Here is a 14,444-nt window from a genome sequence, read left to right as displayed (position 1 = left end):
CCGCCATGATCGTTAGCCCTCTGCTCACCGCCGATGTCCTGATCGCCTACAGCGCCTATTTCGTCGGCACCGCGAGCCCTGGGCCGAGCAATCTCGCGATCATGTCGCTCGCGATGAGCGCGGGCCGACGCGCGGCACTGGTGTTCGCGCTCGGCGTGGTGTCGGGCTCGTTCTCATGGGCGCTGCTCGCGTCGCTCGGCTTGTCGGCGGCGCTCGCCGCCTACTCGGAATGCCTCGTCGCGATCCGGATCGCGGGCGGCTTGTATCTGCTGTGGCTCGGCTTCAAGTCCGCACGCTCGGCGTGGAGCGCCGGCAAGCCGGCCGCGAGCGCGGCGCGCGTCGACGAACCGCTCGGGCGACTCTATCTGCGTGGCCTTTTGCTGCATCTCACGAATCCGAAAGCGGTGCTGGTGTGGCTGTCGATCGTGTCGCTCGCGATGTCGCCGGTACACGGCGCCGCGCACGTGACGCCGGTCGTGCTGGGCTGCATGGTGATCGGCGCGACGGTATTCAGCAGCTACGCGGTGCTGTTTTCGACGGCGTCCGCACGCCGCGTCTATACGGCGATCCGGCGCTGGCTCGATGGCTCGCTCGCGGTGATGTTCGGCATTGCGGGGGTCAAATTGTTGACGTCGAAGAGTTGAGGTGGGTCGGGCGCGTCTGGGTCGCCCGAGGCCGCGCTCTGCGATACTGGCGGTTCGGCTCCATCAACGACAGCTGCTAGCGCACCCACCCACGCAACGATGAACGGCAACGACCACGACGCACCTTCTTCCAACCAACGCTCGCCGCTGCAAAGACGGCTCTATTTCGCCGGCGCGGCGATCCTCATGGTTAGCCTGATCGCTGCGGTGCTCATTGACGTCTGCGTCCCGCCGCCCGATAGCGCGGTCGCCATGTACGGCATCGTCGATCCGCGCTATCAGATCGAGCTACAGCAGATCGGCGGCAACGCGGCGGTACTGATGGCGCAGTTGCATCAATGGTTCGATAGCTTGTGGCACGGTGTCAGGCTCGCTTATACGGTCGCGGCGCTGGGCGCCGCGCTCGCGGCTGGCTGCATTTTCATCGGCCATTTTTTCGCGGACGATTGAGTCGCGAGGCGCTCGCATCGAGGCGCTCTAGTACCAAGACCGAGTCACCGCCTGCGTTGTTCTTCTAGATATCGAAGTACAGATAAAACTCCCATGGATGCGGACGCAATTTGATGGTGTCGATCTCGCGGCTGCGCTTGTAGTCGATCCATGTCTGGATCACGTCGTCGGTAAAGACATCGCCTTTGCGCAGGAACGTGTTATCGGTTTCGAGCGCGGCCAGCGCCGCGTCGAGGGAGCCCGGCACCTGCCGTATATTGCGCGCTTCTTCGGGCGGGCAGATCGTAGATGTTGCGGTCGAGCGGCTCGCCGGGATCGGTCTTGTTTTCAATGCCGTCGAGGCCGGCCATCAGCATCGCGGCGAAAGCGAGATATGCATTGGCCGACGGGTCCGGACAGCGAAATTCGACGCGCCGCGCGTTCGCCGAATCCGAATACATCGGAATGCGCGCCGCGGCCGAACGGTTGCGCTGCGACATCGCCAGATTGACGGGCGCCTCATATCCGGGTACCAGGCGTTTGTATGAATTCGTCGTCGGCGCGCAGAAGGCCATCAGCGCGGGTGCGTGCTGGAGCAATCCGCCGATGTACCAGCGGCACAGGTCCGAAGTCAGCGCCCAGCCGCCCGCGTCGTAAAAGAGGTTCTGTTCGTCTTTCCACAGGCTCTGGTGACAATGCATGCCGCTCGCATTGTCGGCGAACAGCGGCTTCGGCATGAAGGTTGCGACCTTGCCGTGCCGACGCGCGACGTTCTTGCAGACGTACTTGTAGATCATCACGTTGTCGGCCATGCGGGTCAGCGTCGCAAAGCGCATGTCGATCTCGTTCTGTCCCGCGGTCGCAACTTCGTGGTGATGCACTTCGATCTGTACGCCCGCCTGCTGGAGCGTCAGCGCGATTTCCGAGCGGATCTCCTGCAGCGTGTCATGAGGCGGCACCGGGAAATAGCCCTCCTTGTAGCGCTGCTTGTAGCCGAGGTTGCCACCGCCGTATGCGCCTTCGTCGCGACCGGTGGTCCAGTCGCCCTCGCCCGACTCGACGTAGTAGTAGCCGCAGTGCTGATCCTGGCCGAAGCGGATGGAGTCGAAGATGAAGAATTCGAGCTCCGGCCCGAAATAACACGTCGTCGCGATGCCCGTCTGGCGCAGATAGTTCTCCGCCTTTTTCGCCACGTAGCGCGGATCGCGCGAATACGGCTGCCGCAGCACGGGATCGACGACGTCGCAAATGATCGACAGCGTCGGTGTGCCGCAAGCCGGGTCGACGAAGGCCGTTGCCGGGTCAGGCCGCAGCAGCATGTCGGACTCGTGGATCTCCTGAAAGCCGCGGATCGATGAACCATCGAAACCGATGCCGGCGCTGAACAGGTCGTCGTGAACCTCGGGAAGCGTGATCGAAAAATGCTGCCAGAGTCCGGGCAAGTCGGTGAATTTCAGATCGACCATCTGAATATCGCGCGCTTGCAGCAGGCCGATCACATCGCTTGCGCTTTGCGGTCGCGTGACGCGATAGCTGCCCGCTTCGACGGACGCCGCAAACGGCGATCCGGTGGTTCCTTGCGTACTGGCCATGAACTTTGCCCTCTTCCGCCCCATTACCGCCCGTGTACTTATAGTCCAACGTTAGTACGTCCACGCGCGAAAGCAAGGCGGCAGTGCGTGGGCCTAGCGGTCTTGCTCCAATGCCTTCAAATGAGCCTCGCCGGCATCTCTGGCAGCGGCGGAGGTCGCATACGTCTCGTCCGAAACGAGCGAGCGTTTGACCTCACGGGCCGCGAAGTCGACCAGCGTGATGACCCAGACATGCTCGCCACTCTGCTCGGCCGTTTGCACGAAAGCGCGCACGTCGCCCTTGTCCTCTGATTTCATCGTGACCTCCTTGTGGAAAAGTCGCGCGGAAAAAGGGGAGCGCGACAATAAAGCCGTTCGCGAGCCGCGGTGCTTTCCTCACGGAGCGCGTAGCTTGATCTTAGGCAATGGAATCGGTCCAATGACAGTTTTCTCGCTTCCGATGCCGAGCACAGCCGATGGGTTCGGCGGTGAAAGCGGCTTGCCCGCAATCATCTAAAGCCCTCGTCGAGACCTTGTCGGGAGGCGCGGTTGCGCCGGTCGAGTAACGCGGACGGGCGTTCGAATGGGCGAGCCGTCTCCCCCCAGGGACCTCAGCCGCGGAAATGGAGCTCATTCAGTTTGCGGCATAGAACGGCGTTGGCCAGTCCGTCTAGCGAACGAGATGAGCGCCGCCCGAGGTAATTCTTCGACTGAAAGCGCCCACAGCGAATACGCAACGCTGCGCTGGAACAACAAGCCGACAGCAGCCCGAAGCTGTCCCTTGCCCAGCGCGTACACCGAGTCGGTCACGGCGACGGCACCGTGCATCAGAATGCTGGCATGCCGGTAGCATCCCATCATGCAGTCATTGCAGGGTTGCCGTTGATCGGGCAGGCGGTCGAGGTCGAAGACGGAGCCCATCGGCTCAGGCCACGCCTCGCAACGCCAAACATCGAGGTTCCAGTCGATATAAAAGTACTTGCTGCCACCGATGCATGGAACCAGTTGCTGTTCGCCGCGCACGAAACGCGCGACCTCGGCCAGCGCAGCGCTCGGGTCCATGACACGGAAATGCTTCTTGAGGCGCGCGATTGCGCTCAACGCTTCGAGTAGTTCGTCGGCGTTCAGGTCGACGAGTTTCGATTCTTCGTCGTAAACAAGCGGGACCCTCACGGCCTGCCGACGAATTCGGCAAGAAGCTTCATAGAATACGCTCGACGCGCTGCGCGTGATCCATTCTTACGCCAGCCTACGCCCCGACCCGTGACGGTCAGCGGATGGAAACTACGCACCGTTGAAGTTAAACAACCGCATAACGGCAACCACGCGCAAATGACGTTGCCTATCATGCGTACCGCGCCGTCAATCTGGCAGCACGCACTGCCTATTTCCAGATTTGCACGCTCCCATCGAGATACCCAATCTCCTTCGTCTTGCTGCCCGTAAGCAGGCACGAGCTTGAAACGGCCCGAGTCTGGAGCGCAAGTCGGCTCACGTCTCGCAGATGTGCATAGGATTTCAAACGAGTCGGCGTTTTTGGTGTGACATCCCGTTTCAGGCTCCTGATAAACACGCGCCGCACAGTCGGTAACCGCCTTACGCCATCCCACAAGGCGACGGGAGGATCTGCGAGCGTAGATCCGCCGGCAGGGCTGAACCGACGCACGAATGTCCGCGCGAAAGCATGGGCGACGGCTGCAAAGGCCCGGATTTTGCCGTCGCCCGGTCAGACAGGTTTCAGCTCTTTCTGGAGGTTTTCGGCACAAATGGCGTCGGTGTGTGCAGAACCTTCTCGCTTCCGCACTTTGGGCAAGCCGGATGAGCGTTTTCATGTTCAGCAAGATGCTCGGCGTGTTCGAACATCTCACCGCACTTCTCACACCTGTACCGGTAAGTCGGCATGGCATTCCTCCAACGAGAATCCCGCACGTCGGGCTGACCAGATACGTCTACGACGTCGGCAATAACCCATTCTAGTCCAGGAAAGTGCGAGAAACGCCTGCGTGCACCTCGCGCGCAGCGCTCATCGTATGGGGCGAATGTCAGTTTGCCCATCGCCTACCAGCCGAAATACCTGCACGGCATCTTCCAATGTGGACGCCTGTTCTTGCATGCTGGCTGCCGCGGCTGCCACCTGCTCCACCAGGGCAACGTTCTGCTGGGTCATCTCGTCCATCTGCCCGATCGCGCGGTTGACTTCGCCGATGCCGGTACTTTGCTCGTTGCTCGCGTGGGTAATCTCACCCATCAAAGTGACCACACTATCGACAGCCGTGACGATTTCGGTCATGTCCCGGCCAGCCTGGTCGACCAGTTCGCCGCCTGCATTGACGTTGCCGACCGAGTCGGTGATCAGCGCCTTGATTTCCTTGGCGGCCATGGCGCTGCGTTGGGCCAGGCTGCGCACCTCGGCGGCGACGACCGCAAAGCCGCGTCCCTGGTCGCCGGCGCGTGCTGCCTCGACGGCCGCGTTCAAAGCCAGGATATTGGTCTGAAAGGCAATTGAGTCGATCATGCTAATGATGTCGACGATCTTGTGTGAACTGCCGCGGATCAACGACATGGTGGTCACCACATGCCCCACCACGGTGCCGCCTTTGACCGCGAGATCGGAGGCCGAGGCGATGTGTTGGTTGGCGTGCGAAGCGCGTTCGGCATTGGCGCGGACCATCGCCGTCAATTGTTCCATCGTCGACGCGGTTTCCTCGAGCGAGCCAGCCTGCGCCTCGGTGCGGGACGAAAGCTCCGCGTTGCCGGCCGCAATTTCGCGCGCGCCCAGCGCGATCATATCGGAGGCACGTCGGACGTTGCCGACTACCGAGGCCAAACCGACACTGATGCCGTTCATTGCCTGCATCAACTGGCCCAGTTCGTCGCGCCGGCTGACATGAACTTGCGCGGTCAAATCGCCGGCCGCGAGTTTTTCGGCGGCGGCCTTCGCTTCGAGCAGTTGCATGCCGAGACCGCGCCGGGTCGTCACGAAGACCAGCGCGCTGACCAGCAGCGCGCCGAGTAGCCCGAAGCCGATCACCCCGGTTTGCAGGAAAGCGGGCAATGCCGCTCCCGGGCTCGATCGGTCGGGGGGGATCACGGCCTCCAGCAGCCGACCATAGGCCAGCAGAAGTACGGTATTGGCGGCCAGCGTAAGCAGCGCGAGTCTGGCTCCGATCGACAGGTTCCACACCTCACTGACGTCGAGGCCGACATACAGCGCGCCGATTATCTCGCCAGAACTGTCGCGGATCGGCTCGTACCGTGTCATGTATTGCTTGCCGAATAGCGTCGCGTAACCGGTGTAGGGTCGCCCGCCGCGCAGCATCCGATAGCCGGGATGCGAGCGGTCGAGTACCGTGCCCACGGCCCGCTCGCCGGTTTGCCTTTTGACCGAAGTGGCGACGCGCACGAAGTCGTCGCCAATTGCGACGAATAAGGTGCCCGTCGCGCGGGTTTTGCCGGTGAAGTGGTCCACTTCGCCGTAGTTGAGGTTCAGCAGGGTGTTCCCGTTCAGCAGCCCGGGGGTCATGACACCGAGGATGTCGACACTGCTTGATTCGTCGCGTGAAAATGGAGCTGGAAAATACCCGGCGAGCGTTCGCGCGTGACGGCGCACCTGGGCCTTGAGCGGCAGCAGAGAGTACATGAAGTGAACCCCGTCGACTAAGTCAGCGAGCCGAATAAATCGGCCGTTTTATTCTGAATTCATTAGACAGAATATTGCATGAGATGGCAATAGAGTGTGCTCGCTAATCTCAGCTCACTGAAAGGCGGCGCCAGGGCGAACCTCAAGAATATCGACATGCGCCGTGGCGCTCCGCGCGGGTCATAGATGTTTGAACACGCCGAACGCCAGAGCACGCAGTTCTTCGAACTGCGTGACGAGTTCGACACACAAAATGAAGGCCAGCATTGCAGTCGCGAAATGACCGAAGTGTATGCTGGACAGATATGTTTCGATGGTCGAATCGAAGCCGTTCATGTTCTTGTAATCGATATCTGCCAGTCGAAGCGGAACGTCAGAATAATTGAGGCAAGCGATAACAAATGAGGCGCAGACAACGTTTGCTGGCAATTTGCCCGTCCGAGGCGGTGTTCGCGGCATGCGCCGCCTCAGTGCGAAGCCAGGGCGGCCCGTTATGGCGCCCCCTTGACCCGCTCATGCGGATTCTCCACTCCCGCCATGCTCAGCGCCTCATGCAGCGTGCCGAAAATACAGCGCTCCTCGACGATCGGCGTGATTCCATGCCGATCCATATCCGAGCGCAAATAGCGATTCACCCGCGCAAAGACCACCTCGATCCCATTGCGCTTGAGCGCCGAGCACAACTCGCCCACCGAGCGCGCCGCCGAATAATCGACATCCGTAATCGCGCTCGCATCGACGACGAACCAGCGCACGGCGTTCGGTGCGTGATCGATCAGGCGGCGCGTATCGTCGACGAAAAAATGATCGTTCGCGTAGAACAGATCGGCGCCGAAACGATAGACGATCAACCCAGGCGCGGTCTCCACGCCGGGCACCGCCGGCACCGGCACCCACATGCCGTCGCCGTTGGGCGCGAGCATCATCGTGTGCGGGCGGTAGCTGTGCCGCACGTGACGCAGCAACGACAACGCGACGGCGACCAGAATGCCGTGCTCGACGCCGATCAGCACGACCGCCGCCGCCGTGAACAAAGCCAGCGCGAATTCGCCGGGACTTTCGCGGCGAATCGAAAAGAGCGACTGCAGATTGATCAGGCCGACCGCGATCGTAAACACGATGCTCGCGAGAATGCAGTGCGGCAGATACTGCAGATAGCGGCTGAAAAACAGCAGCACGACCACCACGACCGCCGCGAACACGAGCTGCGCGAATTGGCTGCGCGTGCCGGCGCGATCGGCCATCGCGGTCTGCGTCAGGCTGCCGTTGACGACGAACGCGCCGGAAAACGCCGCCGCCGCGTTGGCGGCCGCGATGCCGAGCAGGTCTGCGTTGGTATCGACCGGCTCGTGATAGCGGTCGGCGAACACCCGGCTCGCCGCGGCGCTTTGCGCGACGATCATCACGAAGCACGACGCCGCGACCGGCACGAGATCGAGCATCTGCTGCCACGTCACCGACGGAATCCGCAGCGGCGGCAATCCGCCCTCCACCGGTCCGAGGATGGAGATGCCGTGCGCGGCGAATCCGAACACATCGCTCGCGGCAATGCCCGCGACGACCGCGACCAACGGCACCGGCAGACGCGGCCAGAAACGTTTGCAGACGAGAATCGCGGTCACCACGAGCAGCGAGATCGCCAGTGTCGGCCGATTGATCTGCGCGGCGTCGCTCACGACGAGCAGCAGTTGTTTCACGCTGCTCGCCGCATGTCCGGGCACGCCGAGCATGTCGCCGAGCATCGCGATGCCGACCTGCACGCCGACGCCCGCAAGAAAGCCGACCAGCACCGTACGCGACAGGAAATCGGCGAGAAAGCCGAGCTTGAAGATGCGCGCGACGAACAGCAACGCGGCCGTCAGCAACGCGACCATCGCCGCGAGCGCCGCATACTCGGCGCTCGACGCGGGCGCCATCGTCGAAAGACGACTCGCGAAGATCGTCGCGGTGGCCGAATCGGCGGCCACGACCAGATGCCGCGAAGCACCGAAGAACGCGAACGCGACGAGCGGCAGGAACACCGTGTAGAGCCCGGTGACGGCCGGCATGCCGGCAATGCGCGCATAGCCGAGGACCTGAGGAATATCCATCGACGCAAGCTGCACACCGGCCAGCGCATCGCGCGCCGCCGCAATCCGGCTCAAAGGAAGAACGCCCTTCAGCACGCTGGCACGGGCCGCCATTTTTTGCAGAGAATCTTGCATACGCGATGCTGACCTAAAACGAAAGTAATCGCGCATCGTGCCGCGAACCGGCGCGCCAAGGCAAGACTTATGGAAGGGAGAACGGGCTATTGACGAAAACGAAAACGAGAAAGCAAACCGAAAGAACGCAAACGATTGCTCCTTTCAAGCGCACAACAGACTAACGGACGTTAATCGCAAAGCGAAAATCTCCACGGCGCAGCCGCGGAAAAAAACGCGCGAAGAAGATCTACCGTTTGAATTGCCCTGTCTGCGGGTCCACATGGCGCGCGAAACCGAACAGCGCAGCGATGCAGATCGGACAGGCGATCAGAAAGATGGCCAACATCACACTCACCCCGTAACAACTTGTTACCGGGAAGTGTAAAGAAATTTGAAGTAAGTTTAATGAGGGAAAACCGCAAAGCACTATTGCGAAGGATTACGGGAGCCTTAAAGAGATCGTCGATACGCAAGTGAAAACGCGAATAGGCCGCCACGGCGCGCGTCCGCGCGCCAGGCATCACACCGCCACGATTAGGCAAACCCTTCTACCGCTTTGCGCCGCGCGTATTTTTCTTTGGCATCGGCGCTGGCCCGACCGATTCGCGCATCGTCACGCTGAGCGGAAACTCGCGCAAGATCTCCCAGGTGGTGCCGTAACACTGGTTGATGAGCCAGCGCACCGCGTTTTGCGTAAGTTCCCCGGTTGGAATATGCACCGACGTGAGCCCGGGCGCCGCGTAGGCGGCCGAGTAGTCGTCGTCGTAGCTGATCACGGAGATGTCGTGCGGCACCGAAATGCCCGCCTGGTGAAAGCGCGCGAGCACGCTGACCGCCATCGTGTCGTTCGCGCAGAACAGGCCGGTCACGCGCCGCTGCGTCTCGAGCAGCTTCTGCGCGGCCGCGTAGCCGCCTTCGGGCGAAAAGTCGGATTCGATCAGCGTGACGTCGTCGCGCGCAATGCCGGCTCGCGCGAGCTCGGCGAAAAAGCCGTCGATCCGCATCACGTTGTCCGACGCGGTAGCGGGCCCGGAAATCACCGCGATGTCGCGATGCCCGTGATCGAGCAGCGTGCGCGCCGCGAGTTCGCCGCCGCGCCGATGATCCGCGCTGAACGACGCCTCGGGCAACTGCTCGAACGCGCGATTCAGGAACACCATCTTCGGATGCATGCCATGCAGCATGATCAGGTCTTCGTCGTGCAGATCGTGGCTGATCACGACCACGCCATCGCAATCGCGGCCGATCAAAAAGCGCACTGCCTCGATCGCCTGCTCGCGCGGCGACACCTCGCCGCAACCGGTCGCGACCACGACATGGCGCCCCACCGCGCGCAGCTCGGTGTCGGTCTGCTTCAGGATCGTGCCGTAGTAGGAACCAAAGAAGGTCGGCACGAAGATGCCGATGATGCCGAGCTGCTGCGTCGCCATCGCCCGGCCGATCGACGACGGGCGGAAATTCAGCGCCTCGATCGCCGCCTTCACGCGCGCCGCGGCATCGGCGGAAATCGGTCCCTTGCCGGAAATGGCTCGTGAGGCGGTCGACATGCCCACGCCGGCCAGTTCCGCGACGTCCTTGAGTGTTGCCACGCGGTTCTCCATCAAGCCTGTCTCGACGAGCCGCTTCGCGCGTGACGCGCCGCGGCGTTATAAGCGCGCGCCGCTCGCTTCGTCGAATAGCGAGACATGCGCGGCGTCGAACGAGAACGCCACGGTGTCATCCTCCGCAATCGGCGCTTTGGTCTGATCGATCGACGCGATCTGTTCGCCATGATAGTCGAGCCAGATCACGCGGTGGTTGCCCATCGGCTCCATCAGCGAAACTTTCGCGCGCTCGCTGGCGCCTTCCGTGATATGCACGTCTTCGGCGCGCACGCCGAGCACGCAGCGCACGCCCTGCGCGGGCGCCCCCTTGAACGCGTACGCCGACACGTCGATCCGCACCTGCCCAGTGCAAAAGTGAAGCGCACCGTCGCGCGTCTCGAGCGTGCCCCTCAGCAGATTCATCGCCGGCGAGCCGAGGAAGGTCGCCACGAACAGATTGTTCGGCCGCGCATAGACCTCGGCCGGCGTGCCGAACTGCTGGATCACGCCGCCGCGCATCACCGCCATGCGCGTCGCGAGCGTCATCGCCTCGACCTGGTCGTGCGTCACGTAGATCATCGTCGCGCCCAGGCTGTGATGCAGCTGCTTCAGTTCGCGGCGCAGTTCGGTGCGCAGCTTCGCGTCGAGGTTCGACAGCGGCTCGTCGAACAGGAACACGTCGGCCTCGCGCACGATCGCGCGGCCGATCGCGACGCGCTGCCGCTGTCCGCCCGACAACTGCGACGGCTTGCGCTTGAGCAGCGGCCCCAGTTGCAGCATCTCCGACGCGCGGGCGACACGCCGCGCGATTTCCGCCTTCGGCGTGCCGTTGATGCGCAGCGCGAACGACAGGTTGCGCTCGACGCTCATGGTCGGATACAACGCGTACGACTGGAAAACCAGCGCGATGCGGCGATCCTTCGGATCGGCCCACGTCATGTCTTCGCCGGCGATCTCGATGCTGCCGTCGCTGACGTCGATCAATCCCGCGATGCTGTGCAACAGCGTGGACTTGCCGCATCCCGACGGCCCCAGCAGCACGACGAACTCACCGGCGAGCACGTCGAGATCGAGGTTCTCGATCACCGTGTTCGAACCGAGGCGAATCGTCAGATTGCGGACCGCCACATTGGCGGGATGCGTGAGCGCCGCGGCGTCGGAGTCAACGTCAGCGCTTGCACCCGGCACGCCGGCCGCATCGATCGTATTAGCCATGTTTGCCATGCCCTACCCCTTGACGGCGCCCGACGCAATGCCGCGCACGAACCAGCGGCCCGAAATGAAATAAACCGCGAGCGGCACCAGCGACGTCAGGATCGTCGCCGCCATATTGACGTTGTAGAGCCGCTCGCCGGTCGTCGTGTTGATGATGTTGTTCAACTGCACCGTCATCGGCAGATTCTTCGTGCCAGCGAACACGAGGCCCAGAATGAAGTCGTTCCAGATGTTCGTGACCTGCATGATCAGCGCGACGACGATGATCGGCGTCGACATCGGCAGCATCAGTTGAAAGAAGATGCGCCAGAAGCTGCCGCCGTCGATGCGCGCGGCCTTGAACAGCTCCTGCGGAATCGACGCGTAGTAGTTGCGGAACAGCAGCGTCATCACCGGCATGCCGAACATCGTATGGATCAGCACGATGCCCGGCAGCGAGCTGAACAGATGCACGCTCGCGAGCACGCGCACGAGCGGATAGATCATCACCTGCACTGGAATGAACGCGCCGACGAGCAGCACGCCGAACAGCAATCCCGCGCCGCGCGGCCGCCAGAACGACAGCGCGTAGCCATTCACCGCGCCGACCATGATCGACAGCACCGTGCTTGGCACGACGATACGCACCGAGTTCCAGAAGCCGACGCGAATGCCGTTGCAATCGAGCCCGGTGCAGGCCGACTGCCATGCGGCGCTCCACGCGTCGAGCGTGAAATGCATCGGCAAGCCGAGCAGATTGCCGAGGCGGATCTCGCTCATCGGTTTGACCGACGTGACCAGCATCACGTAGAGCGGCAGCAGAAAGAACACCGCCGCGGTGAGCAGAAACGCGTAGATGCCGAGCCGCGCCGGCGAGAACGCCGAGCGGCGGGGCCGCGTGCGCGCGCGATGCGGCATGCCGCCTTTGAGCGTGGAATCGAGCGTGTTCATCCTCTCTCCCCGCGCAGCGCCGCACGGCTGCGTGCATAGAAGAACGGCGCGAGAACCGCCAGCACCGTCGCGAGCAGCACGATCGATGCGGCCGACGCAAGGCCGATGTTCGCGCGCCCGAACAGATAGTCCATGATGAATTTGGCCGGCACTTCGCTCGCAGTGCCGGGGCCGCCCTGCGTCATCGCGACGACCGCGTCGTACAGCTTCACGACCATCACGAACAGCAGCACGAACGCGGTCGAGATCGACGGTCCGAGCATCGGCACCACGATGCTCGCGTACACGCGCCAGCGAGGAATGCCGTCGATGCGCGCGGCTTTCCACAACTCTTCGTCGATGCCGCGCAGGCCCGCGAGCAACAGCGCCATCACGAGGCCCGAAGCCTGCCACACGGTCGCGATCACGATCGTGTAGATGACCCAGTCCTGATCGACGATCCAGTCGAAGCGCGCGTGCGCGAAGCCGAGATTGCGCAGCACCTGCTGCGCACCGAGCGCGGGATTCAGGATCCATTGCCACACGAGCCCGGTCGCGACGAACGACATCGCGTACGGATACAGAAACACCGTGCGCAACGCGCCTTCCGCGACCACGCGCTGATCGATAAAGATCGCCAGCAGCAAGCCGATCACCATGCACGCGATGACGAAACACGCGCCATAGATCACGATGTTCTGCAGCGACGTCAACCAGCGGTCGTTGTGAAAGAGCCGCACGTACTGCGTGAAGCCCACGAAGTCGTTCGACGGAAACGTGTGCGAATTGCTGAGCGACACGCGCGCGGTCCAGACCATCGTGCCCAGGTACGTGAACACGACGGTCAGGAGCATCGGCAGCAAGGCCAGCCAGACTGCGATCGAAAACCGCCGGCTCAGCGGCTTGTTTCGCGGTTTGGGGTGCGACTTGTCCTGTGGTTTCGAACCCTCGGCTGGCAGCTTGAGCGCGTGCATGGCGAGGCCTAGCCCTTCAACGCGCTGGCGAACGCTTTCTGCGCGTCGTCGACGGACTCGTTCTTGTTCCAGAAGTTCGTCACGACGTCAGTCAGCGCACCCTGCATATCGGGCGACAGCAGCATTTCCGGATTCGGCAACTGGCGGGACTTGTCCTTCATGATCGCGATGCCCTCCTTGGCGCAGACGTCGAGGCTGCTTGCGTCGACGTCAGACCGGATCGGAATCGAGCCCTTCTTCGCGCTGAACGCGACCTGCGCGGACGGCGAGGTCATCACCGTGGCGAGCAGATTCTGCGCCTTGATCGCCGACGCGCTGTCGGTCTTCGGGAACACGAAGACGTCGCCCGCGACCAGATACGGCGAACGCGGACCGAAGCCCGGGAAGCAGCCGAAGTCCTTGCCCGCCGTTTGATTCGCCGCGACGAACTCGCCCTTCGCCCAGTCGCCCATGATCTGAACGCCGGCCTTGCCCGAAGTCACGAGCGCGGTCGCGTCGTTCCAGTTGCGGCCAGGCGAGCCCGGATCGACGAAATCGTGCAGCCGCTTGAACGACACGAGCACCTTCTTGAACGCATCGGAGTTCACCGCGTTCTGATCGTGATCGCGATAGACCTTCATATACAGGTCCGGGCCACCCACATCGGCGAGCACCGCGTCGAACGTGATCTTCTCCTGCCACGGCTGGCCGCCGAACGCGAGCGGAATCACGCCCGCGCGCTCTTCAGCTTGCCGAGATCGGCGATGAATTCGTCGTAGCTTTTGGGCTCGCTCGCGATGCCCGCTTTCTGGAACACCGGCTTCGAGTAGAAGAACCACGCGGGCATATGAATGTCGACCGGCGCCGCGTAGAAATGGCCCTTCACGCGGATACTGTCGAGAATCGACTGCGGGAAAATGCCGTTCCAGTTTTCTTTCGCGGCGACGTCGTCGACGTTATTCAGGAGTCCCTGGTCGATCAGATCGTGAAACTGCTTCGACGTATTGAACTGGGCGGCGGTGGGTGGATCGCCGCCGACGATCCGGTTGATCGCGGTGGCGCGCGCCTGATCTCCGCCGGCGACTGCGTTGTCGACCCATTGGCCACCGGCCTTGTCGTACGCGACGGCAAACTGCCGAATCGCGGCCGACTCGCCGCCCGAGGTCCACCAGTGAATCACGTTAGCCTTGAGCGGTTCCGCATGCGCGACGACGCCATACAGCGCCAGTGCCGCAACTACGCCTCGCAAGACCATTCTGTTGCTGTTCATTCCGTCTCCTCCAGGCTGAGTGCCCGTGTGTCAAGTCGAAATAC

General features: G+C 62.6%; 11 protein-coding genes and 3 pseudogenes. 2 read left to right on the top strand and 12 right to left on the bottom strand.

Annotation, left to right across the window (positions count from 1 at the left end):
* Positions 1–5: 5 nt before the first annotated feature.
* Positions 6–644, top strand: a complete 639-nt coding sequence (locus OKW40_RS35415; RefSeq protein WP_429403406.1) for a LysE family translocator — start codon at positions 6–8, stop codon at positions 642–644.
* Between the two features lie 99 nt (positions 645–743).
* Positions 744–1,094, top strand: coding sequence for a hypothetical protein (locus OKW40_RS35410; RefSeq protein WP_429493674.1), 351 nt, complete (start codon positions 744–746; stop codon positions 1,092–1,094).
* Between the two features lie 64 nt (positions 1,095–1,158).
* Here the strand turns inward: OKW40_RS35410 and glnA are convergent.
* From glnA to OKW40_RS35350, 12 genes and pseudogenes are all read right to left on the bottom strand, one after another.
* Positions 1,159–2,665 (bottom strand): annotated as a pseudogene (gene glnA / locus OKW40_RS35405) (type I glutamate--ammonia ligase).
* Between the two features lie 93 nt (positions 2,666–2,758).
* The gene (locus tag OKW40_RS35400; protein ID WP_090806402.1) at positions 2,759–2,962 is read right to left on the bottom strand and encodes a hypothetical protein; all 204 of its coding nucleotides are present in this window, start codon (positions 2,960–2,962) and stop codon (positions 2,759–2,761) included.
* Positions 2,963–3,274: 312 nt separating this feature from the next.
* Positions 3,275–3,706 carry a hypothetical protein gene (locus tag OKW40_RS35395; RefSeq protein ID WP_429493672.1) on the bottom strand — a complete coding sequence of 144 codons (432 nt, stop codon included), beginning with the start codon at positions 3,704–3,706 and terminating at the stop codon, positions 3,275–3,277.
* 675 nt (positions 3,707–4,381) lie between these two features.
* Entirely contained in the window at positions 4,382–4,546 is a 165-nt protein-coding gene (locus tag OKW40_RS35390) for an FmdB family zinc ribbon protein (protein WP_184049514.1), read from the bottom strand.
* A 121-nt stretch (positions 4,547–4,667) separates the two neighbouring features.
* Positions 4,668–6,284: a methyl-accepting chemotaxis protein gene (locus tag OKW40_RS35385; protein WP_429493671.1), complete on the bottom strand. Its 1,617-nt coding sequence runs from the start codon at positions 6,282–6,284 to the stop codon at positions 4,668–4,670.
* A gap of 180 nt (positions 6,285–6,464) precedes the next feature.
* Positions 6,465–6,557 (bottom strand): annotated as a pseudogene (locus OKW40_RS35380) (phosphatase PAP2 family protein); the annotation flags it as partial.
* A 218-nt stretch (positions 6,558–6,775) separates the two neighbouring features.
* Positions 6,776–8,488, bottom strand: coding sequence for a SulP family inorganic anion transporter (locus OKW40_RS35375; RefSeq protein ID WP_429493670.1), 1,713 nt, complete (start codon positions 8,486–8,488; stop codon positions 6,776–6,778).
* A gap of 530 nt (positions 8,489–9,018) precedes the next feature.
* Positions 9,019–10,071 (bottom strand): LacI family DNA-binding transcriptional regulator, encoded by a 1,053-nt coding sequence (locus tag OKW40_RS35370; RefSeq protein WP_184049508.1) that lies wholly within the window; start codon positions 10,069–10,071, stop codon positions 9,019–9,021.
* A gap of 45 nt (positions 10,072–10,116) precedes the next feature.
* Positions 10,117–11,277 carry an ABC transporter ATP-binding protein gene (locus tag OKW40_RS35365; protein WP_429354079.1) on the bottom strand — a complete coding sequence of 387 codons (1,161 nt, stop codon included), beginning with the start codon at positions 11,275–11,277 and terminating at the stop codon, positions 10,117–10,119.
* Between the two features lie 3 nt (positions 11,278–11,280).
* Positions 11,281–12,198: a carbohydrate ABC transporter permease gene (locus OKW40_RS35360; RefSeq protein WP_090806412.1), complete on the bottom strand. Its 918-nt coding sequence runs from the start codon at positions 12,196–12,198 to the stop codon at positions 11,281–11,283.
* Complete coding sequence (locus OKW40_RS35355; protein ID WP_429493669.1) at positions 12,195–13,151, bottom strand: carbohydrate ABC transporter permease; 957 nt, start codon at positions 13,149–13,151, stop codon at positions 12,195–12,197. Before OKW40_RS35355 ends, OKW40_RS35360 begins: the two co-directional genes overlap by 4 nt.
* A gap of 8 nt (positions 13,152–13,159) precedes the next feature.
* A pseudogene (locus OKW40_RS35350) lies at positions 13,160–14,400 on the bottom strand (ABC transporter substrate-binding protein).
* Positions 14,401–14,444 lie beyond the last annotated feature (44 nt).

Source organism: Paraburkholderia sp. RAU6.4a, from assembly GCF_050435625.1.
Lineage (GTDB): Bacteria > Pseudomonadota > Gammaproteobacteria > Burkholderiales > Burkholderiaceae > Paraburkholderia > Paraburkholderia tuberum.
The sequence above is the reverse complement of the archived record's forward strand: the minus strand, read 5'-3'. Positions and strand labels throughout refer to the sequence as shown.

What these genes read in the sequence shown, in the direction of transcription:
- OKW40_RS35415 (WP_429403406.1), top strand. Translation starts at nt 6, where the DNA reads ATGATCGTTAGCCCTCTGCTCACCGCCGATGTCCTGATCGCCTACAGC.
- OKW40_RS35410 (WP_429493674.1), top strand. Translation starts at nt 744, where the DNA reads ATGAACGGCAACGACCACGACGCACCTTCTTCCAACCAACGCTCGCCG.
- OKW40_RS35400 (WP_090806402.1), bottom strand. Translation starts at nt 2,962, where the DNA reads ATGAAATCAGAGGACAAGGGCGACGTGCGCGCTTTCGTGCAAACGGCC.
- OKW40_RS35395 (WP_429493672.1), bottom strand. Translation starts at nt 3,706, where the DNA reads ATGGACCCGAGCGCTGCGCTGGCCGAGGTCGCGCGTTTCGTGCGCGGC.
- OKW40_RS35390 (WP_184049514.1), bottom strand. Translation starts at nt 4,546, where the DNA reads ATGCCGACTTACCGGTACAGGTGTGAGAAGTGCGGTGAGATGTTCGAA.
- OKW40_RS35385 (WP_429493671.1), bottom strand. Translation starts at nt 6,284, where the DNA reads ATGTACTCTCTGCTGCCGCTCAAGGCCCAGGTGCGCCGTCACGCGCGA.
- OKW40_RS35375 (WP_429493670.1), bottom strand. Translation starts at nt 8,488, where the DNA reads ATGCAAGATTCTCTGCAAAAAATGGCGGCCCGTGCCAGCGTGCTGAAG.
- OKW40_RS35370 (WP_184049508.1), bottom strand. Translation starts at nt 10,071, where the DNA reads ATGGAGAACCGCGTGGCAACACTCAAGGACGTCGCGGAACTGGCCGGC.
- OKW40_RS35365 (WP_429354079.1), bottom strand. Translation starts at nt 11,277, where the DNA reads ATGGCAAACATGGCTAATACGATCGATGCGGCCGGCGTGCCGGGTGCA.
- OKW40_RS35360 (WP_090806412.1), bottom strand. Translation starts at nt 12,198, where the DNA reads ATGAACACGCTCGATTCCACGCTCAAAGGCGGCATGCCGCATCGCGCG.
- OKW40_RS35355 (WP_429493669.1), bottom strand. Translation starts at nt 13,151, where the DNA reads ATGCACGCGCTCAAGCTGCCAGCCGAGGGTTCGAAACCACAGGACAAG.